This is a genomic window from Mucilaginibacter rubeus (genome assembly GCF_014643835.1).
Lineage (GTDB): Bacteria > Bacteroidota > Bacteroidia > Sphingobacteriales > Sphingobacteriaceae > Mucilaginibacter > Mucilaginibacter rubeus.
The window spans coordinates 200,094-226,838 of the sequence record NZ_BMKD01000008.1 but is presented as its reverse complement, the minus strand read 5'-3'; the positions used below and the strand labels follow the sequence as shown (position 1 = coordinate 226,838).

24 protein-coding genes are annotated in these 26,745 nt (G+C 43.1%); 13 read left to right on the top strand and 11 right to left on the bottom strand.

Annotated elements, in window-relative coordinates; genetic code table 11:
• Positions 1–257 precede the first annotated feature (257 nt).
• From IEX80_RS23325 to IEX80_RS23305, 5 genes are all read left to right on the top strand, one after another.
• Positions 258–1,136 (top strand): cell division protein FtsX, encoded by an 879-nt coding sequence (locus IEX80_RS23325; protein WP_091167461.1) that lies wholly within the window; start codon positions 258–260, stop codon positions 1,134–1,136.
• A gap of 85 nt (positions 1,137–1,221) precedes the next feature.
• Complete coding sequence (locus IEX80_RS23320) at positions 1,222–1,506, top strand: DUF3098 domain-containing protein (protein WP_090530735.1); 285 nt, start codon at positions 1,222–1,224, stop codon at positions 1,504–1,506.
• Positions 1,507–1,601: 95 nt separating this feature from the next.
• Positions 1,602–2,396, top strand: a complete 795-nt coding sequence (locus IEX80_RS23315; protein WP_176625455.1) for an undecaprenyl-diphosphate phosphatase — start codon at positions 1,602–1,604, stop codon at positions 2,394–2,396.
• Positions 2,397–2,543: 147 nt separating this feature from the next.
• On the top strand, positions 2,544–3,275 hold the full coding sequence (truB, locus tag IEX80_RS23310) for a tRNA pseudouridine(55) synthase TruB (RefSeq protein ID WP_373290422.1): 732 nt from the start codon (positions 2,544–2,546) through the stop codon (positions 3,273–3,275).
• Positions 3,276–3,350: 75 nt separating this feature from the next.
• Entirely contained in the window at positions 3,351–4,277 is a 927-nt protein-coding gene (locus IEX80_RS23305) for a bifunctional riboflavin kinase/FAD synthetase (RefSeq protein WP_188834321.1), read from the top strand.
• Between the two features lie 98 nt (positions 4,278–4,375).
• Here the strand turns inward: IEX80_RS23305 and IEX80_RS23300 are convergent, their stop codons facing one another.
• On the bottom strand, positions 4,376–4,999 hold the full coding sequence (locus IEX80_RS23300) for a LysE family transporter (protein ID WP_090530747.1): 624 nt from the start codon (positions 4,997–4,999) through the stop codon (positions 4,376–4,378).
• A gap of 167 nt (positions 5,000–5,166) precedes the next feature.
• On the opposite strand from IEX80_RS23300, the gene IEX80_RS23295 reads away from it, so the two are divergent.
• The gene (locus IEX80_RS23295) at positions 5,167–6,093 is read left to right on the top strand and encodes a cobalamin-binding protein (RefSeq protein WP_176625459.1); all 927 of its coding nucleotides are present in this window, start codon (positions 5,167–5,169) and stop codon (positions 6,091–6,093) included.
• A gap of 173 nt (positions 6,094–6,266) precedes the next feature.
• Positions 6,267–8,822 (top strand): family 20 glycosylhydrolase, encoded by a 2,556-nt coding sequence (locus tag IEX80_RS23290; RefSeq protein WP_188834320.1) that lies wholly within the window; start codon positions 6,267–6,269, stop codon positions 8,820–8,822.
• A 266-nt stretch (positions 8,823–9,088) separates the two neighbouring features.
• On the opposite strand, the gene IEX80_RS23285 is transcribed toward IEX80_RS23290, so the two are convergent.
• Complete coding sequence (locus IEX80_RS23285) at positions 9,089–11,167, bottom strand: TonB-dependent receptor (protein WP_188834319.1); 2,079 nt, start codon at positions 11,165–11,167, stop codon at positions 9,089–9,091.
• Between the two features lie 251 nt (positions 11,168–11,418).
• On the opposite strand from IEX80_RS23285, the gene IEX80_RS23280 reads away from it, so the two are divergent.
• A complete protein-coding gene (locus tag IEX80_RS23280) occupies positions 11,419–12,195 on the top strand; it encodes a hypothetical protein (RefSeq protein ID WP_176625465.1) in 777 nt (258 codons plus the stop codon).
• Positions 12,196–12,293: 98 nt separating this feature from the next.
• On the opposite strand, the gene IEX80_RS23275 is transcribed toward IEX80_RS23280, so the two are convergent.
• The 3 genes from IEX80_RS23275 to IEX80_RS23265 form a co-directional block, all read right to left on the bottom strand.
• Entirely contained in the window at positions 12,294–13,424 is a 1,131-nt protein-coding gene (locus IEX80_RS23275) for a TlpA disulfide reductase family protein (protein ID WP_176625467.1), read from the bottom strand.
• 101 nt (positions 13,425–13,525) lie between these two features.
• Complete coding sequence (locus IEX80_RS23270) at positions 13,526–14,713, bottom strand: TlpA disulfide reductase family protein (protein WP_090530765.1); 1,188 nt, start codon at positions 14,711–14,713, stop codon at positions 13,526–13,528.
• A gap of 57 nt (positions 14,714–14,770) precedes the next feature.
• Complete coding sequence (locus tag IEX80_RS23265; protein ID WP_188834318.1) at positions 14,771–15,952, bottom strand: formimidoylglutamase; 1,182 nt, start codon at positions 15,950–15,952, stop codon at positions 14,771–14,773.
• A 166-nt stretch (positions 15,953–16,118) separates the two neighbouring features.
• Between IEX80_RS23265 and IEX80_RS23260 the strand changes: the two genes are divergently transcribed.
• Complete coding sequence (locus tag IEX80_RS23260) at positions 16,119–17,087, top strand: NAD-dependent epimerase/dehydratase family protein (RefSeq protein WP_188834317.1); 969 nt, start codon at positions 16,119–16,121, stop codon at positions 17,085–17,087.
• A gap of 7 nt (positions 17,088–17,094) precedes the next feature.
• On the opposite strand, the gene IEX80_RS23255 is transcribed toward IEX80_RS23260, so the two are convergent.
• Together IEX80_RS23255 and IEX80_RS23250 are read right to left on the bottom strand one after the other, a co-directional pair.
• On the bottom strand, positions 17,095–17,388 hold the full coding sequence (locus IEX80_RS23255; RefSeq protein ID WP_188834316.1) for a HigA family addiction module antitoxin: 294 nt from the start codon (positions 17,386–17,388) through the stop codon (positions 17,095–17,097).
• A gap of 29 nt (positions 17,389–17,417) precedes the next feature.
• Positions 17,418–17,732: a type II toxin-antitoxin system RelE/ParE family toxin gene (locus IEX80_RS23250; protein ID WP_188834315.1), complete on the bottom strand. Its 315-nt coding sequence runs from the start codon at positions 17,730–17,732 to the stop codon at positions 17,418–17,420.
• Between the two features lie 171 nt (positions 17,733–17,903).
• On the opposite strand from IEX80_RS23250, the gene IEX80_RS23245 reads away from it, so the two are divergent.
• The gene (locus tag IEX80_RS23245; RefSeq protein ID WP_188834314.1) at positions 17,904–19,193 is read left to right on the top strand and encodes an HAD-IB family phosphatase; all 1,290 of its coding nucleotides are present in this window, start codon (positions 17,904–17,906) and stop codon (positions 19,191–19,193) included.
• Here the strand turns inward: IEX80_RS23245 and IEX80_RS23240 are convergent.
• The gene (locus tag IEX80_RS23240) at positions 19,190–19,672 is read right to left on the bottom strand and encodes a universal stress protein (protein WP_188834313.1); all 483 of its coding nucleotides are present in this window, start codon (positions 19,670–19,672) and stop codon (positions 19,190–19,192) included. The genes IEX80_RS23245 and IEX80_RS23240 overlap by 4 nt on opposite strands.
• Before the next feature lie 84 nt (positions 19,673–19,756).
• On the opposite strand from IEX80_RS23240, the gene IEX80_RS23235 reads away from it, so the two are divergent.
• Positions 19,757–20,710 (top strand): tryptophan 2,3-dioxygenase family protein, encoded by a 954-nt coding sequence (locus IEX80_RS23235; protein WP_188834312.1) that lies wholly within the window; start codon positions 19,757–19,759, stop codon positions 20,708–20,710.
• Positions 20,711–20,839: 129 nt separating this feature from the next.
• Positions 20,840–21,910 carry a branched-chain amino acid aminotransferase gene (locus IEX80_RS23230; RefSeq protein WP_090530786.1) on the top strand — a complete coding sequence of 357 codons (1,071 nt, stop codon included), beginning with the start codon at positions 20,840–20,842 and terminating at the stop codon, positions 21,908–21,910.
• Between the two features lie 203 nt (positions 21,911–22,113).
• Here IEX80_RS23230 and IEX80_RS23225 read toward each other — a convergent pair whose 3' ends face one another.
• Together IEX80_RS23225 and IEX80_RS23220 are read right to left on the bottom strand one after the other, a co-directional pair.
• On the bottom strand, positions 22,114–22,662 hold the full coding sequence (locus IEX80_RS23225) for a histidine phosphatase family protein (protein ID WP_217633172.1): 549 nt from the start codon (positions 22,660–22,662) through the stop codon (positions 22,114–22,116).
• A 19-nt stretch (positions 22,663–22,681) separates the two neighbouring features.
• A complete protein-coding gene (locus IEX80_RS23220; RefSeq protein WP_090530789.1) occupies positions 22,682–22,963 on the bottom strand; it encodes an ATP-dependent Clp protease adaptor ClpS in 282 nt (93 codons plus the stop codon).
• A 99-nt stretch (positions 22,964–23,062) separates the two neighbouring features.
• On the opposite strand from IEX80_RS23220, the gene IEX80_RS23215 reads away from it, so the two are divergent.
• Positions 23,063–23,932 carry a DOMON domain-containing protein gene (locus IEX80_RS23215; RefSeq protein ID WP_188834311.1) on the top strand — a complete coding sequence of 290 codons (870 nt, stop codon included), beginning with the start codon at positions 23,063–23,065 and terminating at the stop codon, positions 23,930–23,932.
• 91 nt (positions 23,933–24,023) lie between these two features.
• On the opposite strand, the gene IEX80_RS23210 is transcribed toward IEX80_RS23215, so the two are convergent.
• Positions 24,024–26,741 (bottom strand): TonB-dependent receptor, encoded by a 2,718-nt coding sequence (locus IEX80_RS23210; protein ID WP_188834310.1) that lies wholly within the window; start codon positions 26,739–26,741, stop codon positions 24,024–24,026.
• Between the last annotated feature and the right edge of the window lie 4 nt (positions 26,742–26,745).

Below are 26,745 nucleotides of genomic sequence, written 5' to 3'. Positions count from 1 at the left end.
CTCGAATCTTTTGAATTAAGGAATTTATCGAATGCAAGGCAATTCATTAATTCGTTTAATTCGAGTTCTGACAAAATCCCGGTTCTGTTGTTAATAAATGTTAAATCTGTTAAGCTAAAGCGTTATTAAACATATTTATAAGCAATAAACTTTTACCTTTAGGGAGGGTTTCTTATTTTCGCAGAAATATGATATTAACTTGAGGGGGATAGTGATCTCAAATCTCATGTCTAATATCTCACATCTAACAAGAGTAAATGGAAGAATTTGAAGCAAGCGCATCCTCTAAAAAGACAAAAACCATCTACATTTCAACTGTATTTGGTATTGCCATGGTGCTGTTAATGGTAGGGCTGCTGGGTTTAATACTGGTATACGCTAAAAATATTTCGAGCTATGTTAAAGAAAACATCGTGCTTAATATTTTTGTTGATGATGCCGCCCACGAAAGCGACGTATTGCAACTTCAAAAGCAGTTGGATGGCAACGTAATGGTAAAACAAACCCAATACGTAAGTAAAGAGCTTGCCGCCCGCAACCTGCAAAAAGACCTTGGCGAAGACTTTGTAAAGTTTTTAGGCTATAACCCGCTATCGCAGTCAGTTGATGTTTATCTGAAAGCGGATTATGCCAACAACAAGGATATCGAAAAGTTTAAAGCCGAATTGCTGAAAAATCCATTGATAAAAGAGGTTAAATATCAGCAATCATTGGTTGACCAGATGAACCAGAATGTGACAACAATTAGTTTGATCATCCTTACATTTGCGGGCATTTTTGTAGTGCTTTCGGTAGCGTTGATTAATAATACCATCAGGTTGGCGATTTATTCGCAGCGTTTCCTGATCAAGTCAATGCAACTGGTTGGGGCTACAAAAGGGTTTATCCGCAAGCCTTTTTTACTGTACGGGATCTGGCATGGCTTATTAGGCGGGTTAATTGCCATTATCCTGCTGATAGGTACTTTATATGTTGCTTATGACAACGTACCGGACCTTGTATTTTTGCAAAACTACACCGAGTTTGGCATCGTGTTTTTAGTTGTAGTTGGGCTGGGTATTTTTATATCAGGCTTCAGTACCTTTTTAGCAGTTAACAAGTTTTTACGTTTAAAAATATACGATCTGTACAGATAGAGGTTAAAGGCCAAAGCTGAAAGGTTTTGATCCGGGCCTTAAATCACTAATTCATTAACTCAATAATTCAGTAATTAAAAGATATATGGCACAAAAATTTAAACCAGCGGCTCCTGTAAAAACAACTGCTGCAACATCGCCGGCAGCTACCGGTGCCGCAAAAGCTACTGCGCCGGTACAATTTATATTTGATAAAAGCAATTACCGTATGCTGATCATCAGCGTGGCGGTTGTTGCCTTCGGTTTTGTCCTGATGTCGGGCACAACTGACATTTACAGCACTACCAAAATAGTTATCGCCCCAATAGTAGTTTTGGGCGGTTTTGCTTTGGGTTTCTTCGCTATCCTTAAAAAGCCTTCGGCTAATTAATACAGTAACCATGCTGAATTTTACAGTAGATATGTTTTAGTGAAAGATATCTACTGTAATAACGTATATCTCTACCTCAACCCCTTAAAACCCCAATGAATTTAATCCATGTTATTATCCTTGCAATTATTGAAGGGATAACTGAATTTTTACCTGTATCATCAACCGGGCACATGATCATTGCTTCATCAGTAATGGGCATAGCAGCCGATCCTTTTGTTAAGCTTTTTACTATTGCCATACAACTGGGCGCCATCTTATCGGTAGTGTTCCTGTACTGGAGAAGGTTCTTGCAATCGGTTAATTTTTATTTAAAACTGTTTATCGCTTTTATACCTGCAGCGGTATTTGGCGTATTGTTTAGCAAAAAGATAGATGCTTTATTGGAGAGCGCGCTCACCGTTGGTATTACCCTGTTTGTTGGCGGCATTATTTTATTGTTTGTTGATAAATGGTTCAACAAGCCGGTGATTAAAGAAGAAAAGGATATCAGCAATTTAACGGCACTTAAAATAGGCTTTTTTCAGTGTTTAGCCATGATCCCCGGTACATCGCGTTCGGCTGCTACTATTGTTGGTGGCATGGCGCAAAAACTAAACCGTACTGCAGCTGCCGAGTTTTCATTCTTCCTGGCAGTGCCCACTATGTTTGCCGCAACTGCAAAAAAACTATATGACTTCCATAAAGAAGGGCACGTATTTACCGGCGAAGAAATTAAATTACTGGCCATAGGTAATATCATTGCTTTTATTGTTGCCATGCTGGCTATTAAAACATTCATTACTTTTCTTGAGCGCCGTGGTTTCCAGATTTTCGGCTGGTACCGTATTGTGATTGGAGCTGTTATTATAGGATTAATTTTGAGCGGGCACCAATTACAAACGATTTAAGCATTTAAGTATATCACATTAATTTTGCCGCGCCGGATCATTCTCATATCAAAAGAGATTGATCCGGCGCAGTAATTTATAGCTTGTCCGGCAATAGGGGCGAAAATCGTACCTTTGCGAAAAATCGGATAAATTGATCCGGTGTAAATAAAAGATTTGAAGAACACGTATACAAAAATAGAGGAATTTGCTGAGGGGCAGCTCCTGCTGGTTAATAAACCGTATCAATGGACAAGCTTTGATGTGGTTGGCAAACTCCGCAATTCATTTAAGCCGCTTAAGCTGAAGGTTGGCCATGCAGGCACACTCGATCCGTTGGCTACCGGCTTGCTGATCATCTGCACCGGTAAAATGACCAAGCAGATAGATACTTTCCAGGCCGAAGAAAAGGAATATACCGGGACCATGGTATTGGGCGCAACTACGCCTTCATATGATATGGAAACGGCACAGGACAAAAGTTTCGACATCAGCCAACTCACTGAAGAAATGCTGCGTAACAACTGCAGACAGTTCATTGGCGATATCCAGCAATATCCGCCGGCGCACTCGGCCATAAAAGTTGATGGTGAGCGTTTATATGAAAAGGCGCGCCGGGGCGAGGATGTGGAACTGAAGCTCCGTAACGTCACTATAACCGGGTTTGAACTAACCCGTATTGAGCTGCCCGAGGTTGATTTCAGAGTGGTGTGCAGTAAGGGCACTTACATCCGTTCGCTGGTGAATGATTTTGGCTCGGCTTTAGGAAACGGGGCTTATCTTTCAAAACTAAGACGTACACGGAGCGGTAACTTCAGAATTGAGGATGCCTGGGAAGTGATGGAACTGGTAAATACCGTGAGGGAATTAAAAGTATCAGATGTACGTACAGCGCGGTAAAGGAAATTTACAAAGCTCAAACACTCCGGTTTTTAATCCCATCAACTAAAAATTAACTTTGTGTTTTACTCATAAATGAGGGTTTACAATAATATCGACGAATTTACAGCGGTAAACAATGCAGTAGTCACCATCGGTACATTTGATGGGGTACACTTAGGGCACCGTAAAATTATCTCAGGCATTAAGGAGCTGGCCGAAAGTACAGGAGGCGAAACGGTGATCCTTACTTTTTTTCCGCACCCGCGTATGATCCTGCACCCGGAAGATGAAAGCCTGAAACTGATAACCACCATTGCCGAAAAGGCCGAACTACTGGAACGCATCGGGGTTGACCATCTCATTATAACCCCTTTTTCAAGAGATTTCTCCAATCAATCTGCCGAGAGCTATATCCGTGATGTGCTGGTTAATAAAATTGGTACAAAAAAAATAGTAATAGGCTATGACCATCGCTTCGGTAAAGACAGGCAGGGCGGCTTTGAAGATCTGCAGCGCCTTAGCCCTGTGTATGGTTTTGATGTGGTAGAAATTCCCGAACAGGACATCAACGAGGTGGCCATCAGCTCAACCCGCATCCGTAACGCCCTGTTAAGCGGCGATATTCATTTGGCTAACGCCTTTTTAGGCTATCCTTTCTTTATTACCGGAAAGGTTGTCCGCGGCGATCAGATCGGCCGTCAGCTTGGTTATCCGACAGCCAATATCGTGGTTGAAGAAAAATATAAGCTTATTCCATGCGATGGTATTTTTGCAGTAACAGTAATTATAGCTGATCAGAAATATAAAGGGATGGCCTACATCGGTAGCCGCCCAACGGTTAATGGCCTTACACGCAACATCGAGGTAAATATCTTTGACTTTGGCGAAGAGATCTATAATCAAACTATCCGGATGGAGTTTCACCACTACATACGGGGGGATGTTAAGTTTTCATCGCTTGATGAGTTGAAAGTTCAGTTGGCCCAGGATAAGGTAGATGTGCTGAAAGTCATGAATTGAACCATGATTTGCTTGATTTAAGGATTACCTTGAATTCAATATGGATTGGCAGCTTACGCACCGCATCAGGCAATCCCTAAATCAAGAAAATCAAGGTTTTAATGCTTAAAAAACGACAAGTAGATCTGTTTCACAATATGATACATCGCGAAAGCGAAAAATAATATAGCTATGCTGGTATTGATAAGCCTGGTGCTTAACGCAAATCTTTCCTGTATGTATTTAGCGAATTTGGCATAGATAAACAGGCATAAAAAAGCACCTGCCGCCGAGCCCAGGCTAAAAATAACAAGGGCTACCCTACCGTCAAGGATCCATTCATGCGTAATAAGGTATGTGCCGGTTACCATCCAGAAGGGCACCTGCATGGGGTTTAAAAAGCCTAATAAAATACCATATTTGATACTGGCATGTTCGGAGTAATTGGCTTTAGGCGGCTTGTTACGATGGATCCAGGTGATGTATCCCATAACGCCGAACAGCACTACCATTATCCAGTCGATAACTGTATTAAGTTGCAATTGCCCAGAAAGCCAGCGGGCAGCATGCATGATGAAATAAGTAAAGAAAAATTCAACAGCCGAAAAAGCGGTTATAAAGCGTACAGCTTCCTTAATGCCACGGTTTATAGTGATCTGTACTAAAGTTAGGTTTATGTTGCCGGGGGGAATATAGCCTATAAAGTTGGCTATGATCCCGATGAAAAATGTTAGAAATATCATCGCAGCAAAGATAGGTTGTTAATTGGAGTTGGCAAATAATGTCTGAACCATGATTTATAGGATTTGGGGATTACCCGGATATCTGCATTAGAATCCAATAATCTGACAAATCCGTTTAATCCCGGTTCAGAATCTTCCTTACATTTGCAAACTTTAAACGTGTTAACATGCCAACTGAAAAAATAGTTTCATTACTGCCGGCCGCTACCGAGATAATTTGTGCTTTAGGATTAGAGAAAAACCTGGTAGGCCGTTCGCATGAGTGCGATTTTCCGGCATCTGTTAAAGAATTACCCATATGTACTGAAGCTAATTTTCCGGATGGTTTAAGCAGCGCCGATATTGATATAAAAGTGAAAGAGATCCTGGCCGATGCACTATCGGTTTATACCGTAAAGCGCGAACAAATTAAAACCCTTGCACCGGACGTCGTGGTAACCCAGGCCCAGTGCGAGGTTTGCGCAGTATCGTTAAAAGATGTTGAAGAGGCGCTTGAAAACTACCTGGATAAACAGGCACAAATTATATCGCTGCAACCCAATAGCCTCGATGATATTTTTAATGACATTGCCAACGTTGCCAACGGGCTAAATGCACAGCAAGCCGGTGCCGAATTAATCGAGAGTTTGCAGGAACGCGTTGATATCATCAAGCACAAGCTGAAGTTTATCGACAGTAAACCTACGGTTGCCTGCATTGAGTGGCTTGAACCTTTAATGATTTCCGGCAACTGGGTACCAGGCCTGGTAGACATAGCAGGCGGAACGCCCGTTTTGGCACAGGAAGGTAAGCACTCGCCTTATATTGAGTGGGATGAGATCCTGCAGCAGGACCCGGAAATTATTGTGGTGATGCCTTGCGGGTTCAGCATTGAACGTACTATGCGGGAGATTAACCTCCTTTTGGACCGCCCGGGTTTTGCATCCCTCAAAGCGGTAAAAAACGACAGGTTTTATATTGCCGATGGCAACCAATATTTCAATCGTCCCGGCCCGAGGATTGTAGATTCTATTGAGATCCTGGCCGAAATCATCCGCCCTAAACAATTTATATTCGGATATGAGGGTGAGGGGTGGATTAAGTTTTCTTTATAAGTCTTAAGTCAGAAGTCTTAAGTCGAAATGAAATAAGAATAGTTAACAGAGCTATACTAAATCTAACTTAAGACTTAATACTTTAGACTAACGACTTCTTTAAAATACTTATTAAAATAATTTAAAAAGTAATATATTTACCTGTCTGCTATCTCCCAGGCACAGGATCAATTATGAACAAAATTTTTACGCTGGTGGTTATCGCCGCGGTTTTTGTATGCAGCGGTTTTAAAATTAGTGATGATAAAAAACCGAACGTAACCAACCTGCACCTCACCTGGCAGGTAATGGATAATAACTATCAAAATAAAAATGAAGCGCTCACTGCACTGGTGATAACCAATAAAAGTCATGAGGTTTTGCCTGCGGTGGGATGGAAGATCTACTTTAATTCCGGGCGCGGTTTTACCAAAACGGCCGTTAGCAATAACGCCCTGATTGAACAGGTTAACGGCGACTTATACAGCATAACCCCAACATCCGGCTTCAAAGACCTGAAACCCGGCGAAACCTCCCGCATTGAATTTGTGTGCGATGATCCTGTGGTAAACATTACCGATGCACCTGAAGGGCCATACCTTGTTTGGGATAACGCCCCTGAAAAAGGCTATTCTTTCGGCTCGTATGACATTACGCCGTACAAACCAACTTACCAGGGGTTGATAACACCCGAAATTGTTTTCGACAGGAACAAGACGGTTAGCGATATTCCTGCCGATCAATTGGTGAAAGTTTTCCCTACACCGGTAAGTTATAGCCTAAACAGCGGCAGTTTTTCGTTCACTGCAGGTGTTCAGGTTTCATCTGCCGATGCGCGGTTCAGCAAAGAAGCAGCTGTTTTACGTAATTACATTGGCGGCATCTTCGGAAAAAAGGAAACAGGAAAACCGGGTAAAGTTATTTCATTTGAATACAAAGCCGGTTTGGGCAATGAAGCTTACGAGCTAAGTGTAAAACCAACCACTGTGGTTATCCGCGCATCTGCAAATACCGGCATCTATTATGGTATTCAATCATTCAAAAGCCTGATCCCGGCGAGCGCTTTAGCTAAAACGCCATCATCGGTACAAATTCCATGCGTTGAAGTTACCGATGCCCCTCGTTTTGCGTATCGTGCCGTAATGCTTGATATAGCCCGTAACTTCCAGTCAAAACAGCAGGTATTGAAACTGCTCGAAGCGATGAGCCTGTACAAGCTTAATGTGTTGCACCTGCATTTAACGGATGATGAGGGATGGAGAATAGAGATTCCTGCGCTGCCTGAGCTTACTGCTGTCAGCTCGAAACGCGGGCATACCCTTGATAGCAAACGCCACCTGCCACCGTCGCACGGCTCTGGCCCGGAGGTTAATAACCCTTTTGGCACCGGCTATTATACGAAAGCAGATTATATCGAGATCCTGAAATACGCCAATGATCGCCATATCACCGTAGTCCCTGAAATTGAAACACCCGGTCATGCCCGTGGAGCTATCAAGGCAATGAACGCCCGCTATGACCGCCTGATAGCCGAAGGCAAAAAGGCAGAAGCAGAAAAGTATTTACTGTATGACCTGAATGATAAATCTGAGTATCGCTCGGTACAATACTGGAACGATAACGTGATTGATGTATCGCTCCCTTCAACCTATAACTTTGTGGAGACTGTTGTAAATGACCTCATCAGCACTTATAAAGAAGCCGAAGCGCCGTTATCAACAATTCATTTTGGTGGCGATGAGGTTCCGGCCAATGTATGGGAAAAATCGCCGGCTTATGCGGCGCTTAAAGCTGCACATCCCGAAATACAAAGCACCAATGATCTGTGGTATTACTTTTACGGTCGCGTTAATGAGATCCTTAAGGCGAAAGGCATTCGTCTTTCAGGTTGGGAAGAAATGGCGCTTCGTAAAACTACGCTCGACGGTCAGCCGGCTTACGTACCAAATCCGGATTTTACAAAAGAACACCTACAGGTTGATGTTTGGAACAACGTATTAGGCGGAGGGCAGGAAGATTTGGCTTACCGTTTGGCTAATGGTGGTTACAAGGTTGTGCTAACCTGCGTTACTAACCTGTATTTTGATATGGCCAACTACAAATCATTTGATGAGCCGGGCTATTACTGGGGCGCGTTTTTGGGCATTGATAAATTTTTCTCGTTTATCCCATACGACTATTTTAAAAATGCTGACGTTGATAAGCAAGGCAATCCAATTAACAGGAATATCTTCATCGGCAAGCAACGCCTTACCGATTATGGCAAAAGCAATATAGTAGGCTTGCAAGGTGCCTTATGGGCCGAAACAGTGAAAGGCCCCGAAAGAATGGATTACATGATTTTCCCTCGACTACTTGGCCTGGCCGAACGTGCCTGGGCGCAAGACCCGGCATGGGCCACCGAAAAAGACCCTGTAAAAAGTAAAGAGGCATACCAGGTAGCCTGGTCAAACTTTTTGAATGTGTTGGGCAAACGAGAACTGCCACGTTTATCCTATTACAACGGTGGCTACGATTATCGTGTGCCTAAGCCAGGGATCAGCCTGCAGGATGGTAAATACTTGAGCAATGTGGAGTTCCCGGGTTTAACTATCCGGTATACAACCAATGGTAAAGATCCTGACGCTGGCAGTAAGGTTTACACTGGCCCTGTTAACTACAATGGCGGCGTTATCAAATTCCGCGCTTTTGATCCGAAAGGCAGGGGAAGCAATATAGCTGAAGGAGGTAATAACAATTTGAATCCGTAATTCAGTTTGCAGTTTGCAAGCTTTAAAAAAGGCCGTGTTTTGCGAAGCAAAACCGGCCTTTTTTTAATAACAATCGCCGGGTTCATATTAAAATCATGTCATTGAGGAGGAACGACGAAGCAATCGCATACATTACAGAGCCGCTCTGCTTCCGTGCGATTGCTTCGTTCCTCGCAATGACATGGTTTTACCTTCCGGGTTTTTATTGATTAAGGCGAGCGTAGTCCGCGATTACTATGATCTATGAACCATCAACTATTAACCATCTAATACATAAAATTCATCCCAACCGAGTAATTCCTCAGCGGAGCCGCATTATAATATCGGTTACCTACAGCATTCAAATCATTACCAAGGCTATATTTCTGATTCAGTAAATTATCCGCGGCAGCAAATATTTCAAAACGATTTTTACGGCCAATGGTTGGCTGATAGCTAACGCGGGACTGCAACAGGTTATATTTTGGCGCATATACGTTGCTTGCATCGTTCAGCGGAATTTTTGAAGTAAAGGTATGCTGAACAAATAATGCAATACTTTCCGGAAACCTGATCTGTACGCTGCTTACAAATACGTTTTTAGGCACGCCCGTTAGCCTGTTACCCGAATAATTGGCATTGGTAACCATATAATCCCTAAACCGGAAATGACTGTACGTAAAAGATTCGTTGAGTTGTAGCCCACGGATGAAGTTATACCTGTTTGGGCGAATAATCCAATAGTATAATGACGCTTCGGTGCCTAACTGGTTAGTACCACCCGCGTTGACGTAATGCTCGGTTTCATTGGCATTAAGGCGACGTACTATGGCATTATTTAAACGATAATAATAAACTGATGCATCAAGCATAAAAGTTTCATCGCTGTTGCGCAGGCGGAACCCGGTTTCGTAGTTCCAGCCGTATTGGGCTTGCAGGCTGGTGTTTACAATGTTATCGGTTGGCCGCACCTCGGCAGTGGTAGGGCTCGAGTAACCGCGGCTTACGCTTGCCCGCCATGCAAAGGGATTAATGATCTGGTATGACAAAGCCAGCCGCGGCATTAGCTGTGCGCTAAAGTTGCGGTTAGTAAAGTTGTTTTGATTAAGCGGATACAGGTTTTTGAAGTCATAACCATAATCATTTAAGCTTACCGCGGCCTCTATATGCAGGCGTTTGTACACATCAGCAGCATAACGGGCAAATACAAAATGCTGGTTGGTGTGGATATCATCAATGGTTTGGGCGGTATCTTTTACCCCCTTCTTATTGCCATAGTTGGCAATGTGCGAGTTGGTTTGCTGCCATTCAAAACCGAGATCAACTTTCCAGTCTAAATTGGGTTTCTTATCGCCGGTTAGTTCAAAATAAGTACGGAAACCATAGGTATTTTCACTGCGTTGCTCATAATTAGTAATGAACGGATTGGCGAAATCAACGTGATTGCCAAACACAGCCAGTACATTGCGAATGTGGTCGTTAAAATGATATTCGTTGGTTAGGCCGCCTAAATACATCTTGGTAGTAATACCTATCCGTTGCTGAATAGCCCCCGGCAAAGTTGCCGTAGGCTGGCGGGCTAATCGCGGATTGGCGGTATACTGGGCCAGGTTTAAGCCACCCGGTGTTTGATAGGCAAGATCCGAATAAATCCCCAATGCTTTTAGTGTGTTTTTACCGCTGTAATTCCAGCTATCGGCCAGTTGCAGGTAGTTGCGATGGGTATCGCTGTTTTGCCTGTAGCCATGATAGGTTTGAAAACTTTGGTTAATGTCGAGCAGGTAATTGGTAGTTTTTAATTGCACTGCTGCCTTTTCATGAAACAACCCGTACGAACCACCGTTTACCCCCGCCGAAATATAGGTGCTGTCGTTATAACGGTTAAGCGGACTAAGAATCACGACACCGCCCGAGTTAGCCCCAAATAAGCTGCCATCCGGCCCTTTTAATATTTCAACCTTTTGTATCGAAGCAATATCAATAGTATTTAAATAACTGTTGCCGCCGGCGTCGGTAAGCGGGATATCGTCAAAATAGATCTTTACGTCCCTCACGCCAAAAGGCGAACGTAATAAACTGCCCCTGATGGATAAACGATAGCTGCCCGGCGAACGCTCCTCGGTACGTACTCCCGGAACCGTATTTAAGGCATTTACAAATGAATTATCAGGCTGGATCCTGAGCTGGGCTGCATTAAGCACACTTACCGACGCCGGTACACTTATCACAGGCTGGTCGCTCAGGTAACCTTTGATGATCACCGGTTTAAGTTCGGTGGTGTCTCTCTTAGGTTTGATCTTATTTTGTGCGTGAGTTGCAGTAAAAGCAGCAAGTATAAGAGTTATAAGAGTAAAGCGTTTTAGCATAGATTGACAATCAGGGATGACCCTCAAAAATAGTTTTTATACTTGTAAAAGGATATCGCCCACTTGTAAATATCTTGATGTTGCTAACTTTTTCTTTCCGGACATCTGATCATCACGCTGCAACTATATTACACATGTATTGCAGATTTGTCAGAATAGAGCGGAACAATACTGAAAAGGCCCTTTCTCTCAAAATTTATTAATCCCAATTATAGTTATTTTTTTAAATTCGTTCATTCATATCCCTTATAATGAGAAAGTTATTATTTTACCTTGCTATACTTGCATTGTGCTTTTGTGTAGTATCCTCGTGCCAAAAGAATGGCGAGCCTAACGCTCCTGAGGGAGAAATTGCCGTTAGTAAATTAAAGGTAAAAATAAACGAGCCGGACTCGATGCTGCTGGTGGGAGCAGATAACAAGGAGGTTACCTGGATGGTAGCCCCTTCAGGTTTTGATACCATTCGCACTGCAAAAAATGCTGCCCGGATAAAGTTCACCAAAGCCGGAAATTATACCATCAGCGCGAAAAATAGCGATATTACTTCGAAAAGCATAGTTATAACTGTTATCGATTCTGTATATGCGCCTCCTGTGTATTTTATTCCGTTCGATAAAAGTGATTCGATCACCTTTGTGCCGCAGTATGTAAAAAGCGCCAAGTCTGATTCGGCATACCTTGCATTTACCATAAGCACCAAAAAAAAATATTGCACCAACTTTATGTTTACCTATAGCCTTTTTGTACCATTTCCTTTACATGATAAGTATTATATAAATTTCACCGGTGCTGTTATAAAAAGTCTGGACAATACCGCTTGTACTGGTACAGCCATATTGACAGCACATAATAATTATGCATTTTATCAACCCGTATTAAAGGAAGGTGTTTATAAGTTTTATGCAGGCTTTGGCCAGGATATTAACACGGACTACGAGGGCAGTATGGAAGTGACCGCAACACAGATCATTTTTCACTGGGACGATTCAACAGGGATAACTATTTCACCAAAGGTGCTGGCGCGATAGGGAACATATAAAGTGCAAACCAAATCTCAACTGATTGGTGCAAAAATCAAAGGAAAGCGGCTATTAGCCTCTTTCCTTTGATCAATGATTTGGTATTATTAAATTTTCCCAAAGATCTCGGCAAGCTTGTTTTGCAGATCTTCGCCCCTTAGGTTTTTACCGATGATCTTTCCGTTAGGATCTAATAAAAAGTTTTGAGGGATTCCGCGTACCGCATACAGATCGGCAGCTTTACTGTCCCAGAATTTAAGGTCGGATACATGATTCCAGGTAAGACCATCTTTGTGGATAGCTGCCAGCCATTTATCTTTCGCATTCGGCCTGTCGAGCGACACGCCAAGTATGGTGAAGTTTTTGCCTTTATAAGCATTGTAAGCCTTTACCACATTAGGGTTTTCACGACGGCAAGGGCCGCACCATGATGCCCAGAAATCTATCAGTACATATTTACCACGAAATGATGACAGGCTAACCATTTTACCGGCAGTATCAGCTTCGGCAAATTCGGGTGCGGTTGCACCTAATGCCACAGCTTTTAATTTTGGCAGGCGTTCGGCAAATTTCTTGCCTGCTTCGGTTGCTTTAATAGCAGGACTGAAGCTGTTAAACAATGGGGCAATATCAACGTAATCGGCACTGTAGGCATATGATTCAAGCGCGTTAAGGCTTACATATGAATCGGGGTTTTCCTGAATAAACTTTTTATTTAGCTGCGCATCCTGGTCGTCGATCTTTTTTTCCTCAGCATTTAGTTCGGCAAGTTGGTCCGGCGTGGCGGTTTTACGTTTTGCCGAAAGCGCCTCATAGGCATCATTAATCGGTTTTTCGGCCAGGTTATATTTTTCGTTATCGTTATTGGTTTTGGTGCCTTCTATTTTGGCATCGGCAATTTTATCAGTTGCGCTTACGTTGATGGTACCTGGTTCAAGGTAAATGGAACGATAATCTTCTGAGCTATGCAGGCCGGTACCTTTGGGGTTAAACAAAATATAACCGCTTACAGGTGTTGTTGTGCTTGTTTTACCGGTAAATTTAAAGGCTCCTTCGTTCAATACTGCCGAATCGACAACCGTTTTTCCATCTTTACGATATTGCACATAGACTTTCGCCGGTGCGTTATAGGCGCCAATTTTACCTTGCACAGTATATTGGGCATCCTGGGCAAAAGCTAAAGCAGGGGCGCTTGCAATTGCTGTTAAAGCTATTTTTTTAATTGAGGTCAAGTTCATATCGCAATATAATAAAATTAGCCGGGTATTAAATATCCGGCTAATTCAACGGTGAATATGACATATTAATTAATATCGCCCAGGCAGGGCCTTAGTATCAATTAATTATATTTTCCAAATAACTGTTCCAGTTTGGCATCAAGATCTTCGCCACGGAGGTTTTTTGCAATGATTTTTCCCTGAGGATCGATCAGGAAGTTTTGAGGGATAGATGTTACCGAGTACAAAGCCGCAGCCTGGTTGTTCCAGAATTTAAGATCAGATAATTGCGTCCATTCCAATCCGTCGCTTTTAATGGCAGCAAGCCACGCCGATTTGCCGTCGGGCCTATCCAACGAAACCCCAACTACGGTAAAGTTTTTGTTTTTGAACCTTGCATAGTTACGTACCACGTTCGGGTTTTCCTGACGACAGGGACCGCACCATGATGCCCAAAAATCAAGTAATACATACTTGCCCCTGAACGACGATAGCTTTACAGGAGTTCCGTTAACGTCGTTTTGTATAAAATCAGGAGCTTCGGAGCCGATAGCCGTAACTTTTAGGGCGTCGAGCTGCACCTTCATCATTTTACCGGCTTCGGTATCTTTGATTTTTTGAGATAACGAATTGTATAATGGCTCAACCTCGCTAAGGTCAGGAGCAGGACCGCTTACCGAGGTTAGTGCAAGTAAACTTAAATAACTATCAGGGTTGGCTGCAATAAAGCTTTTTAAAGTTGTCTTTTGCTCTGTTTGCAGGGCTTTATACCTTGCCTGCATGGCACTCCTGAAAGCTGCCGATTTTTGCTGCTCCGGCGTTGCTGCCTTGGCGTCGGCCATTAGCTTTTCGCCTTTTTGATTGATGGCTTTTAACTGTGCCTGGAGTTTTACATTATCTGTATTAAGTTGCGAACCTGTGATCTGCGCTTTATCTATCGAATCTTTGCTGGTGATGGTGATGGTCCCTTTTTCCAGGAAAAAATCTATGTCGTCGGCCGTCTTTGAAATCAGGCTGCCGTTATCGGCATATTTATAGTTGCCGTCGATAAATTTTTCGAGGGGTAAGCCCTTGTAGTTAACGGCTAATGTGGCATTAACGGGGTTAAAGATAGTGCCGGTAAATGAAAATGCCCCGTTAACCACATTGGCCGAATCGGTAACATTATTAGCACCCAGTTGGTACGATAAATATACTTTGGCAGGTGTGGTGACATTGCCTAATTTACCATTAATAACAAAGGTGTCTGTAGCCTGTGCAAGCGCCGTTACCGGCAGCATGGCGGCTATGTAAAAAAATAATTTCTTCATTAGAATATATAAAACTCTACGCTGCTAACGTTTAAGCAAGTGTTAAAATTGTGAATATCAGTTTAATTTTTGATAGGTACGCCACCAAAGGTCCGGCAATTCGCCTGATGTTGCCGTTTTATAGTCGGCATAGCTGCAGGGTACCAAATGAAAACGCTCATTAGGCGAACCTGCCGACGGGTAGGGCACCTGCATCCACCAACGGTCGGATTTTTTACTTTTTACAAATATTACTTCCTGGTCGTCGTGGGTTAAGCTGGTTTTATAAATAAGGTATTGTGATTTAGGGTTAAGTGGAAAATCGCGCTTACGGTTATAAAAACCGTCAATAAAATACCAGATCATTTGCGCCAGTTGCCAGGCGGTTTGCCCGTTACTGTCATAAGCCGGATTAAATTCATAAAAACCTATCGAGGTAAGTTTATCATTAAAGCCCGCGTAACGACAGAGCTGGCAGGCTTCTTCGCCATAAAAACCATTTGGCGTGGCATTGGCATTCCCCATGGCATCGGCAGCGCGAATTGCGCCGATATCGAAACTTACCATGCTGGCATTGCGGATGGCAGGTTCGGTAACAGCAATATTGCCGCTCAGTTCGCCTAAGCGGTGTACATCAAAATAAAGCTTATCCATTACCCGGAGGCTGTCCTGGCTTACAAAATAGGTTTGATAGCCAAGGTTGCTGAAGTTAAACAGGTAATTTGGATCATGCAGGAATATTTTGTTGAGATAGGAAGCAGAAGTAGTTTCAATGCTTTCGCCGTGATTATCTTCATCCAAATCAAAATGCGAATCGATTACCACCAGGTCAACTTTCTGTTCAAGCTCCTCATAACCCAGGTACTGGGCGTAAGTAAGATCCTGTCCCCCGCCTAAAATAACCGGGATGATATCTTTTTTGATCAGTTCGGCCACTACAGTTTTAACGGCAAAGTAGGTGTCGGTAACTTTTTCGCCGGCACGGATATTTCCGAGATCGGCAATTTTTACACTATACCCCCCTTCATTTAGCTGGTAAAGTTTTTCACGGATATAATCGGGCGCAAGCGAGCAACCGGAGTTGCCAACCGCGTTACGATCATCCATAACACCGATAATGGCAATATCCGTTTTCTCCTGCAGATCAGGGAAATCGATAGAGTAATGCACAATTTTATCGCCAAGCTGGCTGGTATAATAGCCTTTTTTAGGAGCTATCTTTTTAAGATCAATCGGCGTAAAAAAATCAGCTAATGACATAATTATTTAATGTGCAGATTTCAGATGTGCAAATGTGCAGATTTTTTAGCCTAAAGCTTAAGGCTAAAAGCAGAAAGCTTTTCTTACCATTTTGCTTAAGTTTAAAAAAGAAAGCTTTAGGCCTTAGGCTTTCTGCTTTGAGATAAAAAATAATCACATTTGCATCATGATCTTAATAACAGGCGCAACTGGTTTTCTCGGGGCCGAACTGGCAAAACTATTGGTTACCACTACCGGGCAGCGAATCCGCTGCACCAAAAGGGAAAGTTCAGTTATTCCAAAGTTACTGTTGCCTTATCAGCAAAACATCGACTGGGTTGACGCTGATATGATGGATATTTTTGCGTTGGCCGACGCGCTCGACGGTATTACCCAAGTTTACCATTGTGCCGCCTGGGTATCATTAAAGCAGGCAGATAAAAAGCCGATGATCAATACCAATGTTACCGGGACTGCCAATTTGGTTAACCTTTGCAATGAGCGTGGCATAAGGATGGTACATGTAAGTTCAATAGCTGCTATTGGCGCCGCAAAACCAGGGGAGTTAATTACCGAAAACCACCACCTGGAGCAGTCAACAGAAAATGATGGCTATGCCATATCCAAATTGGAAAGCGAGATGGAGGTTTGGCGTGGTATTGCCGAGGGTTTGGACGCTGTTATTGTTAACCCCTCGTTGATAATTGGCGCGAGTGCCGGCACCCAGGGCAGCGGCGCTTTATTCAATACGGTACGTAAGGGGCTAAAATTTTACACTTCGGGCACTATAGGTTTTGTTGATGTAGAAGATGTTGCCAAATGCATGGTGGGTTTAATGAATAGCGATATTACGGCCGAGCGTTATATCATCAGCGCCGAAAACCGGGACTATAAAGGTATGGTTACCGAGATAGCAAATGGTTTTGGCATTAAACCACCTACTATTTACGCTAAACCATGGATGATGGAACTGGCCTGGCGCGGGGCTGCTTTTGTTTCGGCTATAACCGGCGGAGATCCGGCCATCGACAAAACATCAGCCCAGGCTGCTTCCTTAACCCGCGAGTTTGATAATTCAAAAATTAAAAAGGCCATTGGCTTTGAGTTTAAACCGATCAGCAAAACGATTACTGAGATATGTGAGGCATTAAAGTAATTAGAGGTTAAACCGATAACTCTTCTGCTCTGGCAATAAATAAATCATATTCCATTTGTAATCCTAACCAGTAATGGGAACTGATGCCCAAGAACTTTTCAAGCCTTACAGCAAGCTTTGCAGAAATATTTCTTTTGCCTGCAAATATCTCGCTTAAATGGTGCGGCAAAATATGGAGGGCCTTAGCTACATCCTTTTTAAGGATAGCCCTTTCTTCAATTTCTTCCTGCAAAAATTCGCCCGGATGAAATGCTTCTATTTCAATTTCCTTACCATTATGATCTAATACCTGATTATTCATAATAAGTATAAAGGGCTCCTGGCCCGGGTTTATGAGTAGTGGTTATTGATCTCTTCAATGCAAATGATCTCTAACCTGCTGATCTCGTTGTTTTCAATCCGAAATATTAAACGGTAAGATATATTCAATCGTATTGAATACTTTCCATCATATTTCTTTCCTTTTAGTTTTTCAAAATGTAAGCTTTTAATCATCCTCAAATCAGCAGTGCTTTTTGCCTGTTTGATTTGATACAGTCGTTTTCTAAAAGCTTTGATCACTTGGTCCGGAAAAGGTGATTTTCCGGTTACTTTATTGTAATTGGCCACTTCACCCAGAAAGTGATCTTCAATAATTACCTGCATTGCTAAGGTTTATTAAATGTTATTGATTTTTTCATTGTTTTTGCTTTAAAACTGTTTGAACGTTATCAAATATATCAATTAATGATGGAGTTACCAAAAAAAGGTTATTTTAATTAAACTACAAACTCCCTATACTTCCTCATCAAATTTTTTCGCACCTTTGCAGCCAAGATGGAACAGTACTTTATTATTGATTTCGATAGTACCTTTACACAGGTTGAGGCCCTTGATGAACTGGCCCGGATCTCTCTCAAAAATCGCCCCGACCGCGAAGATATCTACAAACAGATAGAAGATTTGACCAATGCCTCGATGGAAGGTAAGCTGTCGTTTACCGAAAGTTTAGAGCGCAGGGTGAAATTGCTAAATGCTAACCGCGATCATTTAAAGCAACTGATCAGCCATCTTAAAAAGAAAGTTTCTACTTCTTTTTCGCGGAATACTATCTTCTTTAAAAATCACCAGGACGAGGTGTTGATCGTATCCGGTGGGTTCAAAGAGTTCATTACACCGGTAGTAACCGAGTACCACATTAAAAAAGAAAATATCTACGCCAACACTTTCGTGTTTGACGAGGAAGGCAATATTATAGGTTACGATCGTGAAAACCCGCTTTCGCAGGAAGGTGGCAAGGTAAAGCTGCTGAAAGAGCTTCAGTTACCGGGCGATATCTATGGTATCGGTGATGGTTATTCTGATTTCCAGCTAAAGGAATCGGGTATGATCAAAAAGTTCTTCGCTTTTACCGAAAACATCGAACGTAAATCAGTAGCCGAAAAGGCCGACCATATTACCCCAAGCTTTGACGAGTTCCTCTATCTGAATAAACTGCCGCGTGCCATCTCCTACCCTAAAAACCGTATTAAATGTTTGGTTGTGGGCAATGTGGATGAGGATGCACTGGACCAGCTCAAAAAAGAGGGCTACAACATGCGCCACCGCGACGATGTTGAAGAAAAATATCTTGAGGAAGCCGGTGTGTTATTTTGTGACGAAGAACATCAGCCAAGCGCCGAACAAGTTCAAAATGCAGGCAGGTTAAAGGTGATTGGTATTTTTGGCAAATGTAGCCGCAAGCTGGCCGATGCCGCTGCCGAAAACGGGATCATTATATTTGACGACCCAAGGCATAATCCGCACAGTACCGACTTTTTGCCAAAAAGGGTAATGGCTTTCATGAATGAAGGCAAAACGCATACCAGCTGTAACTTTCCCGATCTGCAGCCGCCGCGTGTTAACAATGCCCACCGTTTAATTCACATCCATAAAAACGTACCGGGGATACTGGCTAAAATTAATGATGTATTTGCCCGTCATAATATTAACATTGTGGGTGAGTTCCTGGTTACCAACCCGCAAATAGGTTATGTAATCACCGATGTTAATACAGGCTATGATACTGAAGTATTGAACGAGTTAAAAGCGATTGAGCATACCATTAAGTTCAGGCTTTTATATTAATTTTTCTCTTCATTATAAGGCACAACCAATACAGGGATCAATGATTTGTTGACCACCTGCTCGGCAACGTTTCCTAAAAAGAATTTATCGATACCGGTACGGCGGTGGGTACCTAAAACTATCAGGTCGGCATTAAACTCCTGGCTGCATTCAATAATACCTTCAGCTGTAGAACCGTACTGGGTAAATTGAGCTATTTCCAGTCCCCCGCCCCATTCTTTTGCCGTCTGATCCAGCAATGCGGCAGAGCGCTCGGTTTGCAATGTTTCTAATTCTGTGCCTGGCAGATTTATATTAGGATCAAATGGCATCCCTCCTAATAAACCCTCCTGGGTATCGGTGGGCACAATAATAGGTTCAACTATGTGTACCAAACCAACTTCGGCATTATAGGTATGGGCTATATCAAAAGCGAACGCCGCTGCATAACGTGAAAATTCGCTTTCATCAATACCGATGAGTATCTTCCTGATCTTCATAATAATATTTATAAGGCTTGTATCCATTATAACAACCTAATACGGATATGTTTTAGCAGTATACTATTTTATTACCTTTGAAGTATGCATTTCTCTCCCGAAATTGAAGACCGGTTAAATCAGCTGCAGGAAAAGTACGAAGCTATGGGCCAGGATATGAACTCATACCTTGATGGCCTGCTTTATGCAGATTTTTTAACCTATTGGGATTATATCCACCTGGATACCCTGCTTAGTTTACAAAACCCTAAAACCCCATTTCCCGACGAGGAGATCTTTATCATTTATCACCAGATAACTGAATTGTATTTTAAGCTTGCCCTGCATGAGTGCAGGCAAATTGCTGAAGCAGCGCCGCTGACAGCCGAGTTTTTTACTGCGCGGTTAAAAAGGATCAACAGGTATTTTGGTGCCTTAACCCACTCGTTCGAGATCATGGTTGATGGTATGGAAAAAGAGCAGTTCCTGAAATTCAGGATGTCGTTGCTGCCGGCAAGCGGTTTCCAATCCGGGCAGTACCGGATGATCGAGATCTACGCTACGGATTTTATAAACCTGGTTGCTAAAGATAAACGTGAGGAACTGCTGCATGCAACTATTGAAGCGCAATTTGAATACCTGTACTGGAAGTTTGGCGCTACCGAACTTTCCACCGGTAAAAAGACTTTGACGCTTAAACAGTTCGAGAAAAAATATTCAAAAACATTTATTGAACTGGGCAAGGCCGCTGTTAAGCATAACTTTAATACGCTGGCTAAACAATTTGAGTCATCATCAGAACTGACTCCTGAATTGCGTAACGAATTGCGCCAGCTGGATATCAATGTCAACGTAAACTGGCCGCTTTCACATTATAAATCTGCGGTGCGTTACCTTAATCGTGAGCCGGAGGATATTAAGGCAACAGGCGGCACTAACTGGCAAAAGTACTTGCCGCCGCGTTTTCAAAAGCGAATCTTTTATCCCTGGGTATGGAGCGAAGAGGAAAAAGAGAACTGGGGTAAGGCCTGGGTTGATGATGTGCTGAGTAGTAATTGAGCCCGGCAATCATATTGTCAAAATGATATTTTTATATGTGATAATCACCATTTACACGCTTAATTTTTTGGCACAGGCCATAAAAATGCCTAACTTGCCATTTTCTATTATTTATTAATTTATAATGCCATGACCGAGACATTGGACATCAAGATCAGCAGGACAACTGCTTCCCGTTTGCAGCAAACGGACTTTGACAACTTACCTTTTGGAAAAACATTTTCTGACCACATGTTTGTGGCCGATTACGCGGACGGTGAATGGAAAAATCTCTCGGTCATTCCCTACGGCGAAATTGGTCTAAGCCCTGCAATTTCAGCACTTCATTACGGACAAGCGTTTTTTGAAGGACTGAAAGCCTATAAACATGCGGATGGAAAAATCACCGTTTTCCGCCCTGATAAGAATGCTATCCGTTTCAACAAATCGGCCGAACGCCTTTGTATGCCAACCCTGCCCGAAGAAATCTTTTTGCAAAGTATAGCTACTCTGGTTGACCTTGACCGCGATTGGGTACCTTCAAAGCCAAACCATGCTTTGTATATCCGCCCGTTCATGTTCGCTACCGATCCTTACCTGGGGGTAACACCATCTTCAACTTATAAATACATGGTATTGATTGGCCCCGTTGGCCCGTACTTTTCAAAACCATTGCGTGTTAAAATTGAAACACACTATACCCGCGCTGCCGAAGGCGGTATGGGTTATGCCAAAGCTGCCGGTAACTACGGAAGCTCCATGCTGCCGGCCCGTAAAGCAACCGAAGAAGGTTTTGATCAACTAATTTGGACTGATGCCAAAGAGCATAAGTTTATTGAAGAAATGGGCGCTGCTAACGCGATGTTCCTGTTAGATGGTAAACTGATCACGGCCGAAGCAAAAGACACGATATTAGATGGTGTAACCCGCGATACCGTTATAGCTTTAGCCAAAGAGTGGGGTATCACTGTTGAGGAACGCAAAGTTTCTGTAGCCGAGATTGTTGAAGGTGCTAAAAATGGCAAACTTACCGATGCCTTTGGTGCCGGTACTGCCGCAACTATAGCTCCTGTAGCTTCAATCAGCTACGAAGGCCAGGAGTATTTCCTGAGCGATCCGAAAACACGCGAGTTTTCGAACAAGGTATTTGATACACTGGATGCCATTAAGTATGGTAATGTTCCGGATACGCATAACTGGAATTACCTGGTTAGCGAATAATTATCAGTTAACATAAAACACAAAACGCCCCGGAAAATCCGGGGCGTTTTGTGTTTTATGTTATACTTTGCCGCCGCTCGGCTCAAGCCGAGTGGTTATTATTCCAAGGCCTCCGGCCTGCGTTATCCGGCGGTCGGGAGGCCGCTTAATAGTTGCCACTCGGCTGGAGCCGAGCGGCGGCGTAAACGATGAGGTGGATTAATTTAAAAACTACACCCCGAAGCCGGTGTAATCCCTTCTTTATCCATCGTTAACGACGGTTTGCCTTTTTTGAAAGTCACTATCCAGATGCTGTCGAAATCACTGTCGGGCCATTCCAGGTCTTTAACTTTCATACCTAAAGCTTTCAGTAAAGGTTTAATTTGATTATGTTCCCATACAATAAGGATGGTGCCTTTTTTTGAGGTAAGTTCTTTAGCGACGCCGTTATCATCCTCTTCTTCAAAATTACTATTGATAGAAAGATTATATTTTGCAGCAAACGGCGAGACGGTTTGGAACATGCGCACCCTCGCGGTTGATTTACCCTGGTGCATTGCCGGCACATAAATATGATCGGGCAAACCGAATTTGGCTTTTAAAACTTCGGGCAGTTTGAGCGAACGGTTAAACCCGGCGCACGAAAGGTTATCCCCAACATCGGGCTTTTCGGCATGACGGATAATTACCAGTTTCAGGTTTTTGCCCTGGCCGCAGGCGGTCAGGCTTGCCCAACCGACTAATAAAAAAAATAAAAATGATCTTTTTAACATGTCGGTTGTTTTTAGTGTTTTATTCTACTGAAACTGTTAACCCTTCCTGCTGAAGGATTTTTCGGTAGATCTCCATTTCGGTAAAGGAGCCTTCCAGTACGGCGCATTTGCCTTCGTTATGTACTTTCCATGCTATCTTTTCGGCTTGTGGTTCGGAGTAATCCAGGTATTTCATCATGCAGTGGATCACGTGGTCAAAAGTGTTAAAATCATCGTTCCAGAGTATTAAACGATGCATCTCTTTAAGTCCTGCAAGTAACTCTTCGAGGGTAAATGTTTCTTCCTGTACTTCAGTTGGCATACGTAACTACAAATTTACTCAAAAACAATAATAAAAGTATTAAAATCGTGTTCCATGGTCTTAAAAATCATGTTACATAAAACCCTTAAAAAACTTCACATGAAAAAAGCATCCCCGGCTTTTGTTTTAGCATTAACCGCACAACTTTTAACAGCTCACCATTCATCGGCCCAAAGTACTCAAAACAGCTTACAGGGCCCGCCCGCTAATATTAACATTGATGGTAGCCTGAAAGACTGGGGCGACAGCCTGCGTTACTATAATGAAGAGAAGAAGCTGAACTACGTGCTGGCCAATGATAAGGATTACCTGTATGCCGCTATCCGCATTAGCGACAGGCTTGATAAAATGAAAGTGTTGAATGCAGGGATTACAATAAGCATTGATCCTAAAGGGAAAAAGAAAGATAGTTTTATGCTTACTTTTCCACTGGCAGCCCCGGATGAAAAGCCGGAGTTTGCCAAGCCAAAAGATGATAACGGCGAAATTACCCAGGCCGACCGTGACGAGCTGATGCGCGAGCGGATAACTAAGCTGCGATATATTAAGGTTGTTGGGTTTAAGGATATTGATGGCGATATGATCACCACATCAAACACCTACGGCATTAAAACAGCCATAAATTACGATGCCAATGGCGATTTGGTTTATGAAGCGGCCATACCCTTAAGCTTTTTCCACGCCGGTAACGATGCTTTTAAAAATGAGTGGGCTTTTAATTTTAAGATCAACGGTTTCCAGCGACCGGCAGGCACAGGTGGGGGCGAGCAAGACGGTGGCAGCTTTGGCGGCGGCGGTGGTCGCGGCGGACGAGGTGGAATGGGCGGAGGCGGCATGGGTGGCGGCCGTGGTGGAAGAGGCGGTCGCGGTGGCATGGGAGGCGGCGCAGGCCGTGGTGCGGCGGGCGGTTCAGGCGAGATGTCAAAATCTGTTGATTTTTGGGAGAAGTATTATTTGAGCAGTAAATAAGTTTGCTCGCCAAAAATAAAGTCCGAAAGAGATAAACATTAGCATTGCTTAAATCTTTCGGACTTGCCGACTGCGGGCTTCCGGCTTAATATCATTCCACCTTATATCTGTAAACCTGCCTTCCTAAATTGCCATCAACATCAATACCTTCAATTATTACCCGGTACGTGCCCTTTGCATCGGCGTTAAAAAAATTCATCGATGTATTGCCGTCCTTATCTGTTAACAAGCCTGGTGCCCAGTAAATGGTGCTGCGAAGGTCCTGCATTTGGGCATTGGTTTTAGGATCATCATACTTAGGCGAATAAAATTCGCGCGCTTTATAATATCCCTTAGGGGCATAAGTAACAATGCCCGGAGCATATCTATTATAAACACTTTCGCCGCCGCGTTTGGTTGTGATAACCAACAGGCCGCCAGCTCCCCTTGATCCGTAAATCGCGGTATTGCCAATGCTGCGTAAAGATTCAATAGTGGCAATATCATTTACATTTAAATTATCAAGAAAGTCGGCCTCCACATAAGTTCCGTCAAGCACAATTTGCATTGGGCTACCCGGGCTGCGGGTTGAATAGGGAATCCCTCCACGAAATATCACTCCTGTTAACCGTCCCTGTAATATTTGTGAAAGCTGCCCTCCGCCATACATCAGGTCTTTACTGGTAAGTGTTTGATCAGCATTACCTGCCCCGTTAAGGTTGGACGAATTTTTAAAAGGGTTTTCCCGTTTCTCGCGGATCACTACTTCTTTTAATACAATAGTATGATTGCCGATACCATATTTTACCTGTTCATCATAAAGCTTTTTACTGTTCAACAGATAGGCCGATGCCCCATCATTGATGTTGACCTGGATATCGGGGGCATTTTTATTTAGCCCAACAGGTTGCGGGGCTACATTATCAAGCGTAATATCGAGGTTTTTGCGGTCTTTGGCTGTGCGCGCCTGGATCACAAATTTGATACTATCCCTAAAAACCAGGTCTTTAAAAGTAAACTTACCTTCGGCATCAGCCACGGTATCCATAATAAAAGTACCTCCCGACGTTGAAAACAGGGTAACCTTGCCGTTTGGTACCGGTTTGCCCCCAAAAGTTTTGAGATGGCCTGTTACCTCCAGTGATTTTTCGGGCTTAAAAACTATGGGGGTAAATTTATCAGCAAGCAGTTGTTTCCATTCAAAGCGATGGTAGCCCTGGGTAAGCATCAGTGCATCAAGGTTGGCTTTGGTTTCGTTACTTACATTAGTAAAGTAATAGTTCGGTTTTTCAATATATCCTTTCAGGTCGGAGGTAAGCAGCAACGTTGAAAATATAGAGCTTTCATTAGCTTCATCAGTAGTAACTTTTGATTCATCAATAACCGATGCTGAAAAACTACCGACGACGGGTTTATCCTCACTGTTTTTAGCGTTGAGGTTTATGGTCACTTTTTCGCGCGGCTTGTAGCTCTGTTTTTCTGTGGTGACAGCAAGCTTAAGCTGATCGGGGTTTTGAACAAAGATGAGGCGTTCATTCAATGGTTCGCCGGTTGCCGAAAACAAGGTGAATTGTACTATACCCGATGGGAATTTATTTTTAGGGATGGCAGCCGAAAAGGATGTTGCCCCATCCTTGCTTTTGCCTGCATAACAAAGCTCGCCACCAGATTGCGCTATCAGCGTTAAACCCGATAATGAGGCCGTGCCGTTACCGGTGTTTTTACCGGGGATGATGGATACAAACACCTTATCGTCGCGCATGCTGTTAACGCTTAATACATAGCCATTATCAACTGCTTTGGGCAAATCGAAAACACCTTCAGAGCCATCGGCATAAGTAATGTGCGCTTTATAGGTTTTACTACTTTCAGGCTCAAAGGTAATAGTACCCATGCCAAAATGGCTATCGCCTAATGGCGCAACCTGGTTGTTTTGGTCGTCGGCAATAAAGCCTTTAATATCAACCCCTAACCCATCGGCGCCAACAGCTTTAAAAGCTACTTTTTCAAAAACACCATTAATTAAATTTCCGCTCTCCGGGAAAAACTGAACATCAACCTTATTTGATAGCGTTTTTATAGGTACGGCTTTGGCTATAGTATGCTTTTCATCCAATTTAACCTCGGTATTGATATGGCCGGATGTTATTGAAACTACCTGACTGGTAGTGAAGCTGATTGTGAGGTTCCCTTTATCATCAGTTATACCTTTCCCCCGGGAGATTGATTTTCCGTTTATTTCAACTTCATAGCTTACTGGTTTATTAACGTAGGCTATCCCGTTGAGGTCTGTGTAGGTAGTAATAGCAGTTACTTTTTGTTTGCCGTTTAAGGTGCTGTAGGCATAGGTTGTTTTAGTGAAAACCTTGTTACTGATCCCGTTTACCACAGTGATGGTTTTATTGAAGAAATAGGCCTCCCCTTCGTTACGCATCCAATTGGTATAAGCGCGGATGCGGTAGTTTCCTTCGGCCATGCTATCGGCCAAAGCAAAATCTCCCGCGGCCAGGCCAGCTGTTAAGGGAAGTTTAAGGCTGCGTTTTATCGAATCGTTATCATCAATAAGGTCAACATTCAGGGTTTCGCTATAAGCCGAAAGCTTATGCTCACTGCCTATAGTAACATAGGCTTTAAACCAGATATCCTCGCCAATGGCATAATAGGGCTTATCAAAGTGCAGGTAAACTTTTTCCTGCGGATGCTCGGTACGCCATTTATCAAGCTGGGCAATGATTTTTGTTACCAGTTCATCATCGGGTTTTATAAAAGCTAAGGTAGCACCGGCAATTAAGGTGATCAGGATTCCAACCGATAGGCGTTTTAGGTTCATAGAA